This window comes from Erwinia sp. JH02 (assembly GCF_013074405.1).
Lineage (GTDB): Bacteria > Pseudomonadota > Gammaproteobacteria > Enterobacterales > Enterobacteriaceae > Erwinia > Erwinia rhapontici.
Map to the genome: position 1 here is coordinate 1 of NZ_JABANZ010000016.1, position 16,129 is coordinate 16,129.

15 protein-coding genes and 1 tRNA gene are annotated in these 16,129 nt (G+C 58.7%); 9 read left to right on the forward strand and 7 right to left on the reverse strand.

The features are described 5' to 3' along the window. Positions 1 to 291, forward strand: a 291-nt coding sequence (locus HHI26_RS23490; protein WP_171149790.1) for an integrase core domain-containing protein, incomplete at its 5' end; no start/stop codon positions are given. Between the two features lie 197 nt (positions 292 to 488). Here the strand turns inward: HHI26_RS23490 and ccdB are convergent. Together ccdB and ccdA are read right to left on the reverse strand one after the other, a co-directional pair. Beyond that, positions 489 to 794: a type II toxin-antitoxin system toxin CcdB gene (gene ccdB, locus HHI26_RS23495; RefSeq protein ID WP_133841673.1), complete on the reverse strand. Its 306-nt coding sequence runs from the start codon at positions 792 to 794 to the stop codon at positions 489 to 491. Between the two features lie 2 nt (positions 795 to 796). Beyond that, positions 797 to 1,015, reverse strand: coding sequence for a type II toxin-antitoxin system antitoxin CcdA (gene ccdA, locus HHI26_RS23500; RefSeq protein ID WP_133841674.1), 219 nt, complete (start codon positions 1,013 to 1,015; stop codon positions 797 to 799). Between the two features lie 137 nt (positions 1,016 to 1,152). Between ccdA and HHI26_RS23505 the strand changes: the two genes are divergently transcribed. Further along, on the forward strand, positions 1,153 to 1,404 hold the full coding sequence (locus HHI26_RS23505; protein WP_159336428.1) for a hypothetical protein: 252 nt from the start codon (positions 1,153 to 1,155) through the stop codon (positions 1,402 to 1,404). Positions 1,405 to 1,752: 348 nt separating this feature from the next. Here HHI26_RS23505 and HHI26_RS23510 read toward each other — a convergent pair. Beyond that, a tRNA-Asn gene (locus HHI26_RS23510) sits at positions 1,753 to 1,828 on the reverse strand. A gap of 362 nt (positions 1,829 to 2,190) precedes the next feature. Here HHI26_RS23510 and HHI26_RS23515 point away from each other — a divergent pair. Then, positions 2,191 to 3,627, forward strand: coding sequence for a glycoside hydrolase family 1 protein (locus tag HHI26_RS23515; RefSeq protein WP_171149791.1), 1,437 nt, complete (start codon positions 2,191 to 2,193; stop codon positions 3,625 to 3,627). 45 nt (positions 3,628 to 3,672) lie between these two features. On the opposite strand, the gene HHI26_RS23520 is transcribed toward HHI26_RS23515, so the two are convergent. The 4 genes from HHI26_RS23520 to HHI26_RS23535 are packed head-to-tail and all read right to left on the reverse strand — an operon-like array spanning position 3,673 to position 7,065. Beyond that, complete coding sequence (locus HHI26_RS23520) at positions 3,673 to 4,509, reverse strand: metal ABC transporter permease (protein ID WP_167863850.1); 837 nt, start codon at positions 4,507 to 4,509, stop codon at positions 3,673 to 3,675. Then, positions 4,509 to 5,363, reverse strand: coding sequence for an iron/manganese ABC transporter permease subunit SitC (gene sitC, locus HHI26_RS23525; RefSeq protein WP_133841677.1), 855 nt, complete (start codon positions 5,361 to 5,363; stop codon positions 4,509 to 4,511). Before sitC ends, HHI26_RS23520 begins: the two co-directional genes overlap by 1 nt. After that, positions 5,363 to 6,157, reverse strand: coding sequence for a manganese/iron ABC transporter ATP-binding protein (locus HHI26_RS23530; RefSeq protein ID WP_171149792.1), 795 nt, complete (start codon positions 6,155 to 6,157; stop codon positions 5,363 to 5,365). The genes sitC and HHI26_RS23530 overlap by 1 nt, the downstream gene beginning before the upstream one ends. Beyond that, the gene (locus HHI26_RS23535; protein WP_171149793.1) at positions 6,154 to 7,065 is read right to left on the reverse strand and encodes a metal ABC transporter substrate-binding protein; all 912 of its coding nucleotides are present in this window, start codon (positions 7,063 to 7,065) and stop codon (positions 6,154 to 6,156) included. The genes HHI26_RS23530 and HHI26_RS23535 overlap by 4 nt, the downstream gene beginning before the upstream one ends. A gap of 924 nt (positions 7,066 to 7,989) precedes the next feature. Here HHI26_RS23535 and HHI26_RS23540 point away from each other — a divergent pair. Genes HHI26_RS23540 through HHI26_RS23565 form a run of 6 tightly spaced genes read left to right on the forward strand, consistent with a single transcriptional unit; the run spans position 7,990 to position 15,914 of the window. Continuing rightward, complete coding sequence (locus tag HHI26_RS23540) at positions 7,990 to 10,071, forward strand: hydantoinase/oxoprolinase family protein (protein WP_346775711.1); 2,082 nt, start codon at positions 7,990 to 7,992, stop codon at positions 10,069 to 10,071. Further along, a complete protein-coding gene (locus HHI26_RS23545; protein ID WP_171149794.1) occupies positions 10,068 to 12,095 on the forward strand; it encodes a hydantoinase B/oxoprolinase family protein in 2,028 nt (675 codons plus the stop codon). The genes HHI26_RS23540 and HHI26_RS23545 overlap by 4 nt, the downstream gene beginning before the upstream one ends. Next, the gene (locus HHI26_RS23550; protein ID WP_133841682.1) at positions 12,082 to 13,167 is read left to right on the forward strand and encodes an ABC transporter substrate-binding protein; all 1,086 of its coding nucleotides are present in this window, start codon (positions 12,082 to 12,084) and stop codon (positions 13,165 to 13,167) included. The genes HHI26_RS23545 and HHI26_RS23550 overlap by 14 nt, the downstream gene beginning before the upstream one ends. Beyond that, positions 13,164 to 14,255 carry an ABC transporter ATP-binding protein gene (locus tag HHI26_RS23555; RefSeq protein WP_171149795.1) on the forward strand — a complete coding sequence of 364 codons (1,092 nt, stop codon included), beginning with the start codon at positions 13,164 to 13,166 and terminating at the stop codon, positions 14,253 to 14,255. Before HHI26_RS23550 ends, HHI26_RS23555 begins: the two co-directional genes overlap by 4 nt. Beyond that, positions 14,252 to 15,121 carry an ABC transporter permease gene (locus HHI26_RS23560; protein WP_133841684.1) on the forward strand — a complete coding sequence of 290 codons (870 nt, stop codon included), beginning with the start codon at positions 14,252 to 14,254 and terminating at the stop codon, positions 15,119 to 15,121. Before HHI26_RS23555 ends, HHI26_RS23560 begins: the two co-directional genes overlap by 4 nt. Next, positions 15,111 to 15,914 carry an ABC transporter permease gene (locus HHI26_RS23565; RefSeq protein ID WP_133841685.1) on the forward strand — a complete coding sequence of 268 codons (804 nt, stop codon included), beginning with the start codon at positions 15,111 to 15,113 and terminating at the stop codon, positions 15,912 to 15,914. Before HHI26_RS23560 ends, HHI26_RS23565 begins: the two co-directional genes overlap by 11 nt. The last annotated feature ends 215 nt before the right edge of the window (positions 15,915 to 16,129 follow it).

Sequence of the window (16,129 nt, forward strand, 5' to 3'; positions counted from 1 at the left end):
GTCTCACTGGCACTGGCGCAGTGGGCGGAAGAACACGGGGTGATGCTGGACTTTATCAAACCGGGTAAGCCGACCCAGAATGCCTTTATCGAACGCTTTAACCGGACGTACCGGACAGAAATCCTGGATTTTTATCTGTTCAGAACGCTGAATGAAGCACGGGAAATTACAGAGCGCTGGCTGACGGAATACAACAGCGAGCGGCCTCATGAATCCCTGAATAACCTGACACCGGAAGAATACCGGCTGATGGCTGAAAAACCGGAAACCTCAAAAAATGTGTGGAACTAAAACGGGTCTACTTACAGACTGACGGCGATAGAGCCTGCTAGTGTGACACTTAGCCATACTGACGTTCCCCCAGGATTAGATAATCCCCATGCCAGCATCGTGATGCTGCTGCGGGTGTTAGAACCGACAGCCAGCACAGTGTTGTGGGGAGGGGCCAGTTTGGGGTGAGCCGTACGGCACGCACCGTGAATGCTTTTTCAAATACCCCAAAACATGAGGTTGATGGCATTTTTGATATCATCCTGACACCGGGTGATATCCACTACTGCATCACCGATAACCTCGACAGGGACACTAGAAAGTTCCGTGGTCATCAATCGGTGATTTTTTCCCTCGATGAGGATCAGCGGGAACAAGGTTTTATTCACTTTCTCAGAAAGATGGTGCGATTCAATGAGCGGGATAACCATGCGTCGCCCAGGGGTATCGACAATATCACTTTGCACATCGACAAAAATTTTGTAATGGCTGGTGCGTTTATATTGGTAAACAATAAATTGCATAATCACCAGTTCCTGTTTTCATCGGCGAAAGAGCCATTCTTTGCGATAAAGCTGGCGACTTCCTCCATCCCTTCACGGTTCTGGTCTTTCCACTCTTCTGCCTTTATACGACGAGCTTCCTTGCCGATGACATCATTCACCAGACCAGAAATATTGACGCCCGCAGCATTCAGAACCAGATAGTTCTCTTTGTCTACAGTCACGCTGACTCTGTGTTTCATGGCCGTGCTCCTCTTGTGTGCATACCTGAAGTATATACTTTGCGTAATTATTCATCAATCAATCCTGCAACAGGTGTAAGGATTCGTAGCCTGCTGCACAAAAACAGCGCTCTCGAGTTGGTTGGTCGAGTCTGTTAGTGATGGATACTTACAGCGACAGCTATAGTGAAATTGTCGATACAGCAACAACGCTTCTTTCTGGTTTGGTGGATGACCTTGTTGATGAACTTTCTATTTTCATTGAAGAGTATCCAGACAATGAATCTGCGGCTTGCTCTCTGAATGACATAACCAGGATGGAAGTTGGCGATCTGTCTTTTCTCCATCCATCAGCGATTGAATTTTTGCAATGGTTGTTAGGATATTTGAAACAAAAGCAGAATGGTTAAAACGTCAGGTAAACCCCCATGCCAGATCGTGATGCTGTTGCGGGTGTTAGAACCGACAGCGAGCACTATTCTTGCGGGCAGGGGGCCAGTTCGGGGTAAGCCGGACGTCACGCGACAGGACGTCGCGTGCCGAGGCCCGCAGGGAAGCGGATTTTGCCGATCCGGTGTGCCCGAACTGGCCCCGGGCCTGTCACCAACCTTTCAGCCGCTTCGAGTGAAAAGTTAGCACCTGTGCCTGCGGGCTGACCGGAAAAAATGGTCAGCCCCTAGGCCAAACCTGCCGCCCAGTTTCATCCAGCAAAAAACAAAAAGCCCGCTCAGGTTTCCCTGAGCGGGCTTCTCTAAATTTGGCTCCTCTGACTGGACTCGAACCAGTGACATACGGATTAACAGTCCGCCGTTCTACCGACTGAACTACAGAGGAATCGTGTGAACGAGGCGCATATTAATGATCCCGACCCTGGGTGTCAACGGCAAAAGTTACGATGGGAAACCAACTGCTGATGTTTGCAGCAACCTGATGATTTACTCAACATTTATCGTGTTTTATCGTCACTAACCTCAGCCAAAGGGCATGCTGCGAAAGTTATTCGTGCCAAAGCGCAGTGGGCGGGAGAGGGGAAGTTTCATCGCATGGTTCATTTCTGCAATCGGTTTCATGGTGCTGTTCACTCCACCGATTTTGCTCTACTATTTCTGCCGTTCAGGCGGTGCTGACGTCGGGTCAGGGCAGTGCGTTCGCGCTGCGGCGCCGCTAACTCTCCGTATCATTTAAGGAAAAGTGGCATGAAAGACAGGTTTCCGCAGGGCTTTATGTGGGGCGGCGCAACGGCTGCTAATCAGGTTGAAGGAGCATACGACGTCGACGGCAAAGGCCTGTCGATTGTCGATGCCATCCCGGGCGGCAAACAGCGCCTGAGCATTGTGGCCGCACCAGAGTTCGACTTTACGCTGGATGAAACCCGCTACACCTATCCCAACCACAAAGGCATCGACCACTATCATCGCTTCCGCGAAGATATCGCGCTGTTTGCTGAGATGGGTTTCAAATGCTACCGCTTCTCGATTGCCTGGACGCGCATCTACCCGAACGGTATTGAACAGCAGCCGAATGAGGCGGGCCTCAGCCATTACGACCAGGTGATTGATGCCTGTATTGCGCACGGCATTGAACCAGTGATCACCATTTCCCACTACGAAATGCCGCTGCACCTCGCGACCGTGTTCGGTGGCTGGAAAAACCGTGAGGTGATCGGCCACTTTGAGCGCTTTGCCCGCACGGTGCTGGAGCGATTCGGCGACAAAGTGAAGTACTGGATGACCTTTAACGAGATCAACAGCGCCGCGCATTTCCCGATGATGAGCCAGGGGTTGACGGTGAAAACCGGCGCGCTGGAAGCGCAGGCGAAATTCCAGGGCTGGCATAACCAGTTTGTCGCCAGCAGTCTGGCGGTGAAAATTGCCCACGAAACCAACGCGCAGATCCAGATGGGCTGCATGATCCTGTTTGCCACCAACTACGCGTACGACTGTAATCCGCTCAACCAGCTGGCCTCACTGAAAGAAACCCAGTCGTTTAACTTCTACTGTGCTGATGTGCAGGCGGGCGGGAAATATCCGTACTACGCCAAAAAACTGTGGCAGTCGCTGGGCGTGACGCTGGATATCCAGCCGGGCGATCTGGAACTGATTAAGCAGCACACCGTGGACTACATCGGTTTCAGCTACTACATGTCCTCCACCACTTATGCCACCGACCCGGATGCGGCAGCAGCCAGCGGCAACCTGCTGGGCGGGGCGCGTAACCCGTTCCTCGAAGCCAGTGCCTGGGGCTGGGAGATTGATCCGGTTGGCCTGCGCATTGCGCTGAACCAGCTGTATGACCGCTATGAGAAGCCGCTGTTTATTGTTGAAAACGGTCTGGGCGCGGTGGATGAGCCCGATGAGAGCTTCAACATCGCCGATGACTACCGCATTAACTACCTGCGTAAGCACATTGATGCGATGGCGGAAGCGATTGACGATGGCGTTGAGCTGATGGGCTACACCCCGTGGGGGTGCATCGATCTGGTGAGCATGTCGACGGGGGAGATGAGCAAGCGTTACGGCTTTATCTATGTTGATCTGGACGACAAGATCAGCGGCACCGGCAACCGCTACAAGAAGAAATCCTTCCACTGGTATCAGAAAGTGATCGCCACCAACGGCCAGGATATCAGCTAAACCGACAGAAACGGCGTCCTGTGCAGACGCCGTTTTTCTTATCGGTCAGGAGAGCACCACCCGGCGCTCGCGGCGCACTGACCAGATAAACGCCGCGATAAACAGCAGGGCGAACAGCACGACAATGGTCGGGCCGGGGGCACTGTCGAGGAAGAAAGAAAGATAGGTTCCACTAAAGCACACCACCACCGACAACAGCACCGCGCAGATCATCACGCTGGAGAAGCGACGCATCAGCAGAATGGCAATCGCACCCGGTGCAATCAGCAGGGCAATCGACAGCACAATCCCCACCGCTTTTAACGTAGCCACAATCGTCAGGGCAATCATACTCAGCAGGCCGTAGTGCAGCAGGGTGGTGTTCAGCCCGCTGGCTTTCGCCTGATGCGGGTCAAACGCATGCAGCACCAGGTCGCGCCATTTCACCCCGATAATCACCGCAATCACGCAGGCAATGCCGCCGCTTTGCAGCAGATCGCTGGTGGAGATCCCCAGCATATCGCCAAACAGAATATGGTCGAGATGCACCTCGGACTGGATCGAGATATAGAGGATCAACCCTGCGGCAAACATCCCGGAGAAGACAATCCCCATCACCGTATCCTGCTTGATGCGGCTGTTCTCTTTCAGATAACCGGTGGCCAGCGCACAGAACAGTCCGGCGCAAAATGCCCCGATGGCGAGCGGAATGCCGACAATCCAGGCGATCACCACACCGGGGAACACCGCATGGCTCATGGCATCACCCATCAGCGACCAGCCCTTGATCACCATAAAGCTGGAGAGCAGGGCGCAGGGGATGGCGACAATCACCGAGATGGTCAGCGCCGTGTTCATAAAATCAAATTCAAACGGGCTTAACAGCAGTTCTGTCAGATTCATCATGCCTCCTGCTGCGGGGCGGCTGCGCGACGACGGCGGGCCAGCAGTCCGTGTTTAGGGGCAAACACAAAGGCGGTGAGAAACACCAGCGTCTGTGCCACGACAATAATGCCGCCCGTGGCGCCATCCAGGTAGTAGCTGATCCACGCACCGAAGAAGCTGGTAGTGCTGCCGATAGCGACGGCAATCATCAGCAGGCGCGGGAAACGGTCGGTGAGCAGATAGGCGGTAGCACCCGGCGTGACCACCAGGCAGATGACCAGGAATGCCCCCACGGTCTGCAACGCGGCAATGGTACAGGCGGCCAGCAGGGTGAAAAACAGCAGTTTCAGCCGCGTGGGGTTGAGCCCGACGGAGCGCGCATGGTTCTCGTCAAAGAAGGTCACCATCAGATCCTTCCATTTGATCAGCAGGATCAGCAGCGAGATAAAGCCAATCAGCGCCAGCTGAATGATATCTTCCGGGGCAATCGCCAGGATGTTGCCCAGCACGATGGTCTGAATGTTCACCGACGTGGGGTTGAGCGACACCATAAACAGCCCAAGGCCAAAGAAGGAGGAGAAGATCAGCCCGATAATCGCGTCCTCTTTCAGCCGGGTGCGCTGATTTAAAAACAGCATACTGCCCGCCGCCAGCCCGCCGGAGAGAAACGCGCCCAGGGCGAAAGGCAGCCCGAGCATATACGCCCCGGCCACGCCCGGCACGATGGAGTGTGACAGCGCATCACCAATCAGGGACCAGCCCTTGAGCATCAGATAGCAGGAGAGAAACGCACACACGCCGCCCACCAGCGCCGATACCCACATGGCATTCAGCATATATTGATAGTGGAACGGTTCCGCCAGCCACGCCATTAGCGATCCCCCTGCACCATGGAAAGCGCAGGACGCGCATCGCCGTCGCCGAACACCACGTCGCGCAGTGCGCCGCTAAAGGCGTTTTCAAGATTGGCGCGGGTAAAGGTGGTGGCCGTCGGGCCGCAGGCCAGCACGGTGCCTTTCACAATCACCGTGTGGTCGCAGTATTCACTGACCGAGGCCAGATTATGGGTGGAGACCAGCAGGGTGCGGCCTTCCTCGCGCAGCTCATGCAGCAGGCTGATGATCTGGCGTTCGGTGTTGACGTCGACGCCGGTAAAGGGTTCATCCAGCAGGATCACCTGGCCGCGCTGGGCGATGGCACGCGCCAGGAATACGCGTTTCTTCTGCCCGCCGGAAAGCTCGCCAATCTGACGCTGACGAAACTCCGCCATGCCGACGCGCTCCAGGGCTTCTGTCACCAGACGTTTATCTTCCGCACGCGCAATGCGCAGCATTCCCATATGGCCGTAGCGGCCCATCATCACCACATCTTCCACCAGTACCGGGAAGGACCAGTCAACCTCTTCAGACTGCGGCACATAAGACACCATATTCTGCTTCAGTGCCTTGTGTGCGGGCTGGCCCAGCAGGGTAATCGATCCACGCGAGAGCGGCACAAAGCCCATAATGGCTTTAAACAGCGTGGACTTACCCGAACCGTTAATCCCGACCAGCGCGGCGATGCTGCTGCCGGGCACCTGTAAGGTGGCGTCGCGCAGGGCGGTATGCCCGTTACGGTAGGTGACCGTCAGATCGTTAACACGAATACCGTCCGGTGTGTTGTTCATTTTGTCAGCCCCTGCTGAATGCCTTTAACGATGGTGTCGCTGGTGACGCGCAGTAAATCAAGATAGGTCGGCACCGGCCCATCGGCGGCGCTGAGGGAGTCAACGTACAGCACGCCGCCGTAATGACTGCCGGTTTCACGCGCCACCTGGCGGGCGGCTTTATCGGAAACCGTGCTTTCGCTGAACACCGCCGGGATCTTCTCCTGCTTCACTTTATCGATCACTTTACGTACCTGCTGCGGGGTGCCCTGCTGGTCGGCGTTGATCGGCCACAGGTACAGCTCTTTCATCCCGAAATCACGCGTCAGATAGGAGAAGGCGCCTTCACTGGTCACCAGCCAGCGCTTATCGGCCGGGATACTCGCCAGAGCCTGCTGCACCGGGGCCACCGTGGCGCTGATTTTTTCTTTGTAAGCGGCGGCATTTTTACGATAGATATCGGCATTGGCCGGATCGTGTTTCACCAGCGCATCGCGGATGTTATCAACGTAGATCAGGGCATTTTTGGGTGACATCCAGGCATGAGGATTGGGTTTACCGCTGTAAGGCCCCTCGCTGATGCCCATAGGCACAATGCCGTCAGACACCACCACTTCCGGCACGCCGGAAAGGTGTTGATAAAAACGCTGGAACCACAGCTCCAGGTTCAGACCATTGGCGAGGATCAGCTGTGCGCCCTGGGCGCGTTTGATATCCCCCGGCGTGGGTTGATATTCGTGGATTTCTGCCCCGGCTTTGGTGATGGAGGCCACGTCCGCGGCGTCACCCGCCACGTTTTTGGCCATATCGGCAATCACTGTGAAGGTGGTGATGACCTTGAATTTTTCCTGTGCCAGCGCGGGTGCCAGCGGCAAGGTGGCGAGCAGAGTGGCGCAGATCCACCTTTTTAACCGGAACTGAAAACGCATAGAAATCTCCCAGAAAGCGCTTAAAAATACGACGTAATTAGCAGTTGCTATAAGGTATAGCACAGGCTATATCTCCGTGTGAATGTTTTTTGTGTGGGATTACACTCTTTGACAATTAAAGGGGGGAGACTGGCGGCGAGCCGAAGGGGGCGACCCTTTTTCCGGTCGACCCTTTGGGGATGGTTTGCACGATGGTTCAGGGCCAGGGCCAGGGCCAGGTCAACGTCAACGTCAAGGGCGTTTCGCTTTCCCGCTGCGCGGGCTGAGCGACCCAGGGTGGGCAGTCGCCCCCACCCTGGGGACCCGGGCTTGCGGCTGGCGCTGCGTCCACTGCGTGGATGCCCTCGCAAGCGTCGTTCACCGACGTACCGGTCGTGACGGCACATCCTTGTGCCGGCTCTCCCTCTCACCGCCGTCCTGGCGGTTCGTCCTGGTTCACTGTGCTTCCTCAGCGCTGCTGAATGCCGCCTCAACGTCAAAACCCAGGTCAAACCCAAATTCAAATCAATCCACATAAATCATCATGTCGTCGCGGTTTTAAAACCCACAGCGAGCATTCTCTTGCGGGGATGGGGCCAGATTGAGGTAAGCCGGACGTCACGCGGCAGGGAAGCCGCGTGCCGAGGCCCGCATGGATGTGGCAGTTGCCGATCCGGCGTGCTCAAACTGGCCTCAGACCTGAAGCCAAACTATCAGCGATAAAAAATGCCTGGGGATCCCTCAGAGGCCGAACTCTGCAAAAGATCATGATGGGTACTCCACGGCCTACACGAAAACCATCTATTAAGGCTGTTACACACCGTCATGCTTTTTCCGGCAAAGGTTAGTCCTATTTGTTATTCGTAATACGGGAGTATCCAGGGAAAATTAACAAAATATTTCATTAATCAATTTCGCGACTTACGCGTGAATCAGGAGAAAAAGGTGAACAACATTCCCGATGCCGGGCTGACAGTGGGAGTGGATGTCGGGGGCACCTTTACTGATTTTGTGATATTTGACCCTCAGCGTCAGCACTATTTCTTTCATAAACAACCCAGTACCCCGGCCGATCCGGCGCTGGCCTTTAGCGATGGCTTACAGGCGGCGCTGAAGAAAACGGGCCAGCCTGCCAGCGCACTCTCCCTGTTGCTGCACGGCACCACGCTGGGCCTGAACGCCATTATTCAGCGTCGTGGTGCGAAAATTGCCCTGGTGATCACCCAGGGATTTCGTGATGTGCTGGAAATTGGCCGCGCACGTATGCCGTCTTCCTTTGATTTTCATGCCGACCGTGAACCGCCGTTTCTACCGCGTGAGCGGGTGCTGGAGATCGGCGCGCGCTTCAGTCCGACAGGTGAGGTGATGCAGTGGCCGGACGAGCACGCTCTGAGCACGCTGGCGCAGGCCATTGCCCGGCTCGACGTCAGCGCCGTGGCGCTGGTCACCCTGAATGGTTACGCCAATCCGCAACAGGAGGGCGAGCTGGCGCAGCGGCTGCAGGCTGAGCTTGATGATGTCCCCGTGCTCTCATCCGCCGAACTGTGGCCGGAAATCCGGGAATATGAACGCACGCTGGTGGCCGGGCTGAATGCCTATATTCAGCCGCTGATGCAGCGCTATTTCAGCCGCCTCACCGGGCTGCTGGAGCCGCAGTCGGTGACCGCACCGCTCCTGATCACCGCCTCTAACGGCGGCGTATTGCCGCTGGCGTCGGCTCGCCAGCGCCCGGTCGATACGCTGTTATCCGGCCCGGCATCGGGCGTGATGGCGGCGGCACATCTTGCGGCCACCACGCACAGCGGTGGCTATGTCTCCTTCGATATGGGCGGCACCAGCAGCGATATTTCCCTTTCTGCGGAGGGCGATGTTGAACGCGTCAACCGCACTGATATTGGCGGCCTGCCGCTGATGTTACCGGTGGTCGGCGTCTCTGCCATCGGCGCCGGAGGTGGGTCGATTATCCATGTCGATGAATACGGCATTTTAAAAGTGGGGCCGGAAAGCGCAGGGGCCGATCCCGGCCCGGTGGCCTATCGCCGCGGCGGCGTGGCCCCGACCATCACCGACTGCTATCTGGTCTGCGGCATCCTGCCGGCTGATGCCCGGCTGGGCGGCACCATTCCCCTCGACCTTGCGGCGGCGCGAACGGCGCTTGCCGCGCTGGCGGCGCAACTCGGTATCCGCGGCGAGGATGCGGCAGAGCAGGTTGCCAGCGGGGCGCTGGCGGTGGCGACCACGCAGATGGCGACGGAGCTGAATAAAGCCGTGGCGCAGCGCGGCGTCTCGGCCGATGCCCTGACGCTGATCCCGTTCGGCGGTGCCGGACCGACGCATGCCAACCTGTTTGCCAGTGAGGCGGGCCTCGAACGTATTGTGGTGCCGTTACGTCCTGGCACCTTCTGCGCACAGGGGGCGATCACCGCCGATATTCGCCGTGACTTTGTGCGCAGCCTGCGCGTGCGCGTCAATGCCAGCACCTTCATTACGCTGACCACGACCCTTGACGAACTTCATCTGCTGGCGCAGCAGTGGTTCGGAGAGCAGGCCGCTGCCCTGAGCCGCGCAGCGCCGCGTTATACGGTAGAAGCCGATATGCGTTACAGCGGTCAGGCCTATGAGCTGAGCGTCAGCCTGGCCAGCGCGGATACCCTCACCCTGGACGGATTGCAGGAGAGTTTCCAGCAGCTGCACCAGCAGCGCTACGGCTTTACCGGTGCCCGCACCGATATCGAATTAACCACCCTGCGGCTGTCGCTGACGGCACCGCTGCCGCGCCCGACAGAGAAAGCCTTTGTGCCACACGCGCCGGAAACCCATCGCCCCCGGCGGCCGCTGTATCTTAACCAGCGCTGGCAGCCGGCGGATATCTGGCAGCGTGCGCAGATCCAGTTTGACGATCGCCTGACAGGCCCGGCGATTGTGGAACAGGACGATACCACCACGCTGATTCTCCCCGGCTGGACGGCACAGCTCGACCCGGCAGGCAACCTGTTGATCACCCGTGAAACGGGAGGCCCCCTGTGAAGCTCGACGCGATTACACTTGAGATCCTCAACCATAAACTGACGGCGCTGACGGAAGAGATGTGCCACATCCTGCAACGTACCGGGCGCACACTGTATGTGAAAGAGACGGCGGATTTCTGCTGCGCGGTGGCCGATCGGCACGGCAAGTTCTTCGCCTATCCGCGCGGCATCGGCGTGTCCGGTTTTGTCGGGCTGAATCTGCTGACCACGATGCAGGCGGTGGGCGAGGTGCAGCCGGGGGATGTGATCCTCACTAACGATCCCTGGCGTTCGCGCGGGCTGGCAACGCACCTGCCGGATTTACAGGTGCTGGAACCCTGGTTTATTGACGGGGAGATCGTCGCCTGGGGCTGGGCCTTCCTCCATGCATCCGACGTCGGTGGCCGTGTGCCCAGCAGCATCTCACCGACCAACAGCGATATCTTCCAGGAAGGGCTGCAAATCCCGCCGGTCAAACTGGTCAGGGCGGGGGTGCTGAATCAGGACGTGGTCACTATTCTCGCCGCCAACAGCCGCACGCCGGATGCCAACGCCGGGGATATTCAGGCGATGCTCGCCGCACTGGGGGCCGGGCGACAGCGCCTGCAAAAAATCGTTGCTCAGCACGCTGCACCGCAGGTGATTCAGGCGCAGCAGGATCTGCAACAGTATGCGGCGGCCCGTGCGCGTCAGGTGCTGCGCCGTATCCCGCAGGGCAGCTACGAATTTGAAGACTATCTGGATGATGCGGCTGGCAGCGGCCTGCCGGTGCGGCTGGCGCTGAAAGCCACCTTTGACGATGGCAATGTGCATCTGGATTTCAGCGGCAGCGATGCCCAGGTGGCCGTGGCGCTGAATATCCCGAGCCACGGCGATCCCCATGCCTGGCTGACGCTGCGCATTCTGGCGCTGGTCTGCACGCTGGATAAAACCGTGCCACTGAATGCCGGTCTGCTGCAACCTGTTTCCCTGTTTGCCCCGGTCGGTTCGCTGGTCAATCCTCAATTCCCGGCCGCCGTTGGCGTGCGCCATGCCACGGCCGTGCGCGTCAACGACTTATTAAACGGTTTGCTGGGGCAGGCGCTGCCTGAAGTGATGCCCGCGGCCAGCGGCGGCACCATTATTCCGCTGGTGGTGGCAGAAACGGCCCGCCACGGCAAAGAGCAGAATGTACAGGTGATTGAACCGATGGTCGGCGGCGGTGGCGGCCGTTTTGGCCGTGACGGCATCGACGGGCGTGACAACAGCATCTCTAACCTGGCGAACAACCCGGTGGAGATGGTCGAAGCCGAAACCTCAATCGAAATCGTGCAGTATGCCCTGCGCGCAGAGTCTGCCGGAGCCGGGCAGTGGCGCGGTGGTATGGGCCAGCAAATCCGTATTCGCATTTTGCACGATGACACCACGCTGCTGGCGCGCGGCATGGAGCGGATGGTGTTCCAGCCCTGGGGCGTCAACGGCGGGCTGCCCGGGCAACCCACGCGCATGACGCTCAACCCGGGCGATGCGGGCGGCACCGTGCTGGGCAAAATTGACCTGCTCAGCGTCAAAGCCGGGGATGAGGTGCTGCTGCAAACCCCGGGCGGCGGCGGTTGGGGCGATCCCTTCCTGCGCGACCCGGCAGCGGTGAAGCGTGATGTCGATAACCAGTTGATCGGTATTCTGTCCGCCGCCGACCAGTATGGCGTGATCATCGTCAACGGCGAGGTGGATCAGCAGGCGACAACCACTCTGCGTCAGCAGGCCAGAACACCGGGCTCGTCCTCCGGCCCGGCGCGGGATAACTGGCTGGCCGTGTTTTCCCCCGCGCTGTTATCACGCCTCAACCAACAACTTTATGCGCTGACGCCGGCGGAAAGACAGCGTTATCGCCAGCAGGCGTTTGCCGCCGCGCTGGCGCAGTTACCGCCTCACTTCCCGCGTGAAACGCAGGCCGATATTCACACTGCCCGTCAGTGTTTTGCCGACGCTGTTGCCGCACTGGAACAGCAGTTTTTATCCCTTACCTCGTCATCACCAGGAGATGAACATGCGTTTAACTAAAAACAGTGGGGCACTGCTTTCTGCCTTGATCGGCCTTGTTATCAGCGGTGCAGCCACGGCAGCAACCGCGCCGGAAGCCACGGATTCGGTGGTGGTGGGGGTGTATGGCGGTGACTGGGAGAAGAATATTCGTGCCTCCGGCCTGGAGCAGTTTGCTAAAGATAACCATATCAAACTGACCGTGGTGCCCGGTGCCGATGCCGAATGGTTTGCCAAACTGCGTGCGGCAAAAGGGCGTCGTTCGCCTTACGATATTGTGGTTTTCCAGCCGGATACCGTGCAGCGTGCGACGGCAGCAGGGTTGCTGCAACCGCTGGAGGCCAAAGAGATTCCTAACCTCGATAAGCTCTATCAGAGTGTGCAAACGCGCTTTGTCAGCGAGAACAAAACCTATGCTGCCGCGTTCAGTCTTGGGCAGTTAGGCCTCGCCTACCGCAGCGACCTGGTGAAAACCCCGCCGACCAGCTGGCTGGATCTGTGGAAGCCGGAATACAAAGGCCACGTGGCGATTTCGTCACCGACCTATGCGGCGGGGCTGCAGTTCTTTGCCGGGCTGGTGCATGCGCTGGGCGGTGAGCTGAACAACCCGGCTGATGTGGATAAAGCCTTTGCCAAACTGAAAGATCTGCGCGGTAACGCGGTGGCCTTCCCGGACAGCCCGGGTGCCATCCAGACGCTGCTGGAGCGCGGGGATGCGTGGATTGTGCCGTTCTGGGATGGTCGCGTGTTTGCCCTGAAACAGCAGGGGATGAGAATCGACTTTGTGTACCCGTCTGAAGGCGCGGTGGTTGGCGCGGCCAACTGGGTGATCCCGAAAGGCGCACCGAATCTGGCGAATGCTTACAAAGTGGTGAATGCGCTCTCCAGCGCCCAGGTGCAGAAAGCCTTCTCCGATAAATCACTGTACGGCATGACCAATAAAGAGGTGCAGTACAGCGACAACCTGAAAAAACAGGTGAAAGTGGGTGAAGAAGCCTACAGCAAACTGATCTGGATTGATTACGCCACGGCCACGCCGCAGCTGGCCGACTGGACCAACCGCTGGAGCCAGTCGCTGGGGGCGACAAAATGAGTTCCGTGGTGATTGACGCGGTGAAGCGGCAGTTTGGGCAGCATCGCGCGCTGGATGGCGTCAGCATGACGATAGAGCAGGGGGAGTTTTTCTCCCTGCTCGGCCCCAGCGGCTGTGGCAAAACCACGCTGCTGAATATCATCGCGGGTTTTCTGGCGGCCGATGACGGGCGGGTGTTGATTGGCAGTCAGGATATGACCGCGTTACCCCCTTACCGACGCAATATCGGCATGGTGTTCCAGAACTATGCGCTGTTCCCGCACCTCAGCGTGGCGGATAACGTGGCTTTTGGGCTAAAGGTGCGCCATGTGGCGCGCGATGAGCAGCGCCGCCGGGTCGCGGAGGCCCTCAGGCAGGTGCGCCTGGAGGGGCTGGGAACGCGCATGCCGCATCAGCTCTCCGGCGGCCAGCAGCAGCGCGTGGCGATTGCCCGTGCGCTGGCGATTGAGCCGCAGGTGCTGTTACTGGATGAGCCGTTGTCCAATCTGGATGCCCGGCTGCGCAAGGAGATGCAGGATGAGCTGCGTGCGCTGCAAAAACGGGTGGGTATCACCACGGTGCTGGTCACCCACGATCAGGAAGAGGCGCTGACGCTCTCCGATCGCATCGGTATTCTCGGTCAGGGGCAGTTGCAGCAGGTGGGCACGCCGTCGGAACTTTACCGTCAGCCGGAGAACCGTTTTGTCGCCGAGTTTGTCGGGCAGGCGAACCTGTTCCAGGTGACGGCCGACCGTGGCAGCGAACGTTATCAGGCCAGCGAACATTTCAGTGCAGCGGGGCAGCCGTTACAGCTGGCAGCCAGTCGTTTTGATGCCCGTAGCGCATTACTGATTGTGCGACCGGAACGCATCCGCATTCTGCCCGGCGGCGGTGAACCGGCGGTTAACGGCACCTTCGCCAGCGTAAAAGAGGCGAGCTTTGCCGGGGCGACGTTGCGCCTGCTGTGCCAGCTTCCCGGCGGCGGCGAGCTGCGCGTGCAGCCTGCGGAACAGGACTTCCGTCAGTTACCCGCACCGGGCGATAAGCTCTACCTGGCGTGGCGTGAAGACGATGTCATCGTGCTGCCCACGCCGGGAGCGCCGCAATGAACCGGCTTAGGCAGAACGCCTTTCCCTGGCTGATGCTGACGCCGTGCCTGGTGTTCCTGGTGCTGTTTCTGCTGGTGCCGCTGCTGCTGCTGCTCGATCAGAGCCTGACCGCGGTCGACAGTTTGCTGAATCCGCTGCCCGGCCACAGCCTGGCGCAATACCTGACGGTGTTTGGCGAGTCGCAGTATCTGTATGCGCTCTGGACCACGCTGTGGGTGTCGTTGCTGACGGCGGCGATGACCGTGCTGCTGGCCTGGCCCGCCGCCTGGCTGCTGGTGACCGTGAAAGGCCGCCACTGGCGTACGCTGCTGTATGTGATTTTAATCTCGCCGCTGCTGACCAGCGTGGTGATCCGCACGTTTGCCTGGATTGTGCTGCTGGCGCAGAACGGGCTGATTAACGGCTTCCTGCTGTTTACCGGGCTGATCCCGCAGCCGCTGGCGCTGTTGTGGAATATGAATGCGGTGGTGATTGCCTATGTGCAGGTCATGCTGCCATTTGCCGTGCTGCCGCTGATCACCTCGTTAAATGAAATTGCCCCGTCGTTGCGCCTGGCCGCGATGAGCCTGGGCGCCACGCCGGGCCAGACGTTCCGTCGGGTGGTGTTACCGCTGACGCTGCCCGGGATGCTGACCGGATTTATCATTGTCTTTTCACTGGCGGCAGGCAGTTACATTACGCCGTTGCTGATTGGCGGGCGGCTGCAACCCTTGTTGCCGATTGCCATCTATCAGCAGGCGATGCAGACGGCGAATCTGCCGCTGGCGGCCGCGCTGTCGCTGACGCTGCTGGTGATGACGCTGGCGGTGGCCGGTATTGTTGGCCTGTTCCTCAAACGCTGGGAGAAGAAAAATCATGGTCACTGACCGTATACTGCGGCGCCTGACCCAGGGGCTGGTGACGCTGACCGGGATTCTGGTGTATCTGTTTCTCGCCTTACCGGTCGGCGTGATTGTGCTCTCGGCCTTCAGCCCGGAACCGTATCCACAGTTTCCGCCGCAGGGTGTGTCCCTGCGCTGGTTCTCCGCATTGCTGGATGATGCGGGCTGGCGGGAGTCGCTCAGTATCAGCCTTATCCTGTTAGTGGTGGTGACGCCGCTGACGGTGATCCTCGGCACCTTTGCCGCCTGGGCGCTGGCGCGGCTTGAGTTTCGTTATCGTGAGACGTTGCAGGCCTTTATTTTATCGCCGCTGATGATCCCGCAGGTGGTGCTGGGGATTGCCCTGCTGTATGTGCTGACCGCCGCCGGGATTGCCGGGCTGGTCAGTGGGCTGGTGATAGGTCATATCGTGGTGGCGCTGCCCTATGTGGTGCGTACGGTGAGCGTCAGTCTGGCGGCGATGGACAGAAGGCTGGAAGCCGTATCCATGAGCCTCGGGGCCGGGCGCTGGTACACTTTCCGCCACGTGACGCTGCCGCTGATCAAACCCGGAATGCTGGCCGGCGCGGTGTTTGCCGGGGTCACGTCGTTTGGCGAAGTGTCCGTCAGCCTGTTTCTCAGCGCACCGGATACCATCACCGTTCCGGTGAGGATCTTTAACTATGTTGATCAGACCTTCGACCCGACGGTGAATGCCATTTCGGTGATCTTTATTGTGATTGCGGTGCTGATCCTGCTGGCGATTGAACGCACCATCGGGTTAGTGAAGATTTTGTAAGAGGCAGGGCGTCTAATCGCTCGCGGTGGGTTTTAAACCTCCACTGCGTGGATGCCCTCGTCAGCGCTGCTGAATGCCGCCTCAACGTCAAAACCCAGGTCAAAACCCAAATCAATCAGCAAAGTCAGTCACGTCGTAGCGTTTTAAAACCCACAGCGAGCGCTATCTTGCGGGGAGGGGGCCAGATTGAGGTAAGCCGGACGTCACGCGACAGG

Coding starts and splice junctions, on each gene's coding strand:
- ccdB (WP_133841673.1), bottom strand. CDS start 794: ATGCAATTTATTGTTTACCAATATAAACGCACCAGCCATTACAAAATT.
- ccdA (WP_133841674.1), bottom strand. CDS start 1,015: ATGAAACACAGAGTCAGCGTGACTGTAGACAAAGAGAACTATCTGGTT.
- HHI26_RS23515 (WP_171149791.1), top strand. CDS start 2,191: ATGAAAGACAGGTTTCCGCAGGGCTTTATGTGGGGCGGCGCAACGGCT.
- HHI26_RS23520 (WP_167863850.1), bottom strand. CDS start 4,509: ATGAATCTGACAGAACTGCTGTTAAGCCCGTTTGAATTTGATTTTATG.
- sitC (WP_133841677.1), bottom strand. CDS start 5,363: ATGGCGTGGCTGGCGGAACCGTTCCACTATCAATATATGCTGAATGCC.
- HHI26_RS23530 (WP_171149792.1), bottom strand. CDS start 6,157: ATGAACAACACACCGGACGGTATTCGTGTTAACGATCTGACGGTCACC.
- HHI26_RS23535 (WP_171149793.1), bottom strand. CDS start 7,065: ATGCGTTTTCAGTTCCGGTTAAAAAGGTGGATCTGCGCCACTCTGCTC.
- HHI26_RS23550 (WP_133841682.1), top strand. CDS start 12,082: ATGCGTTTAACTAAAAACAGTGGGGCACTGCTTTCTGCCTTGATCGGC.
- HHI26_RS23555 (WP_171149795.1), top strand. CDS start 13,164: ATGAGTTCCGTGGTGATTGACGCGGTGAAGCGGCAGTTTGGGCAGCAT.
- HHI26_RS23560 (WP_133841684.1), top strand. CDS start 14,252: ATGAACCGGCTTAGGCAGAACGCCTTTCCCTGGCTGATGCTGACGCCG.
- HHI26_RS23565 (WP_133841685.1), top strand. CDS start 15,111: ATGGTCACTGACCGTATACTGCGGCGCCTGACCCAGGGGCTGGTGACG.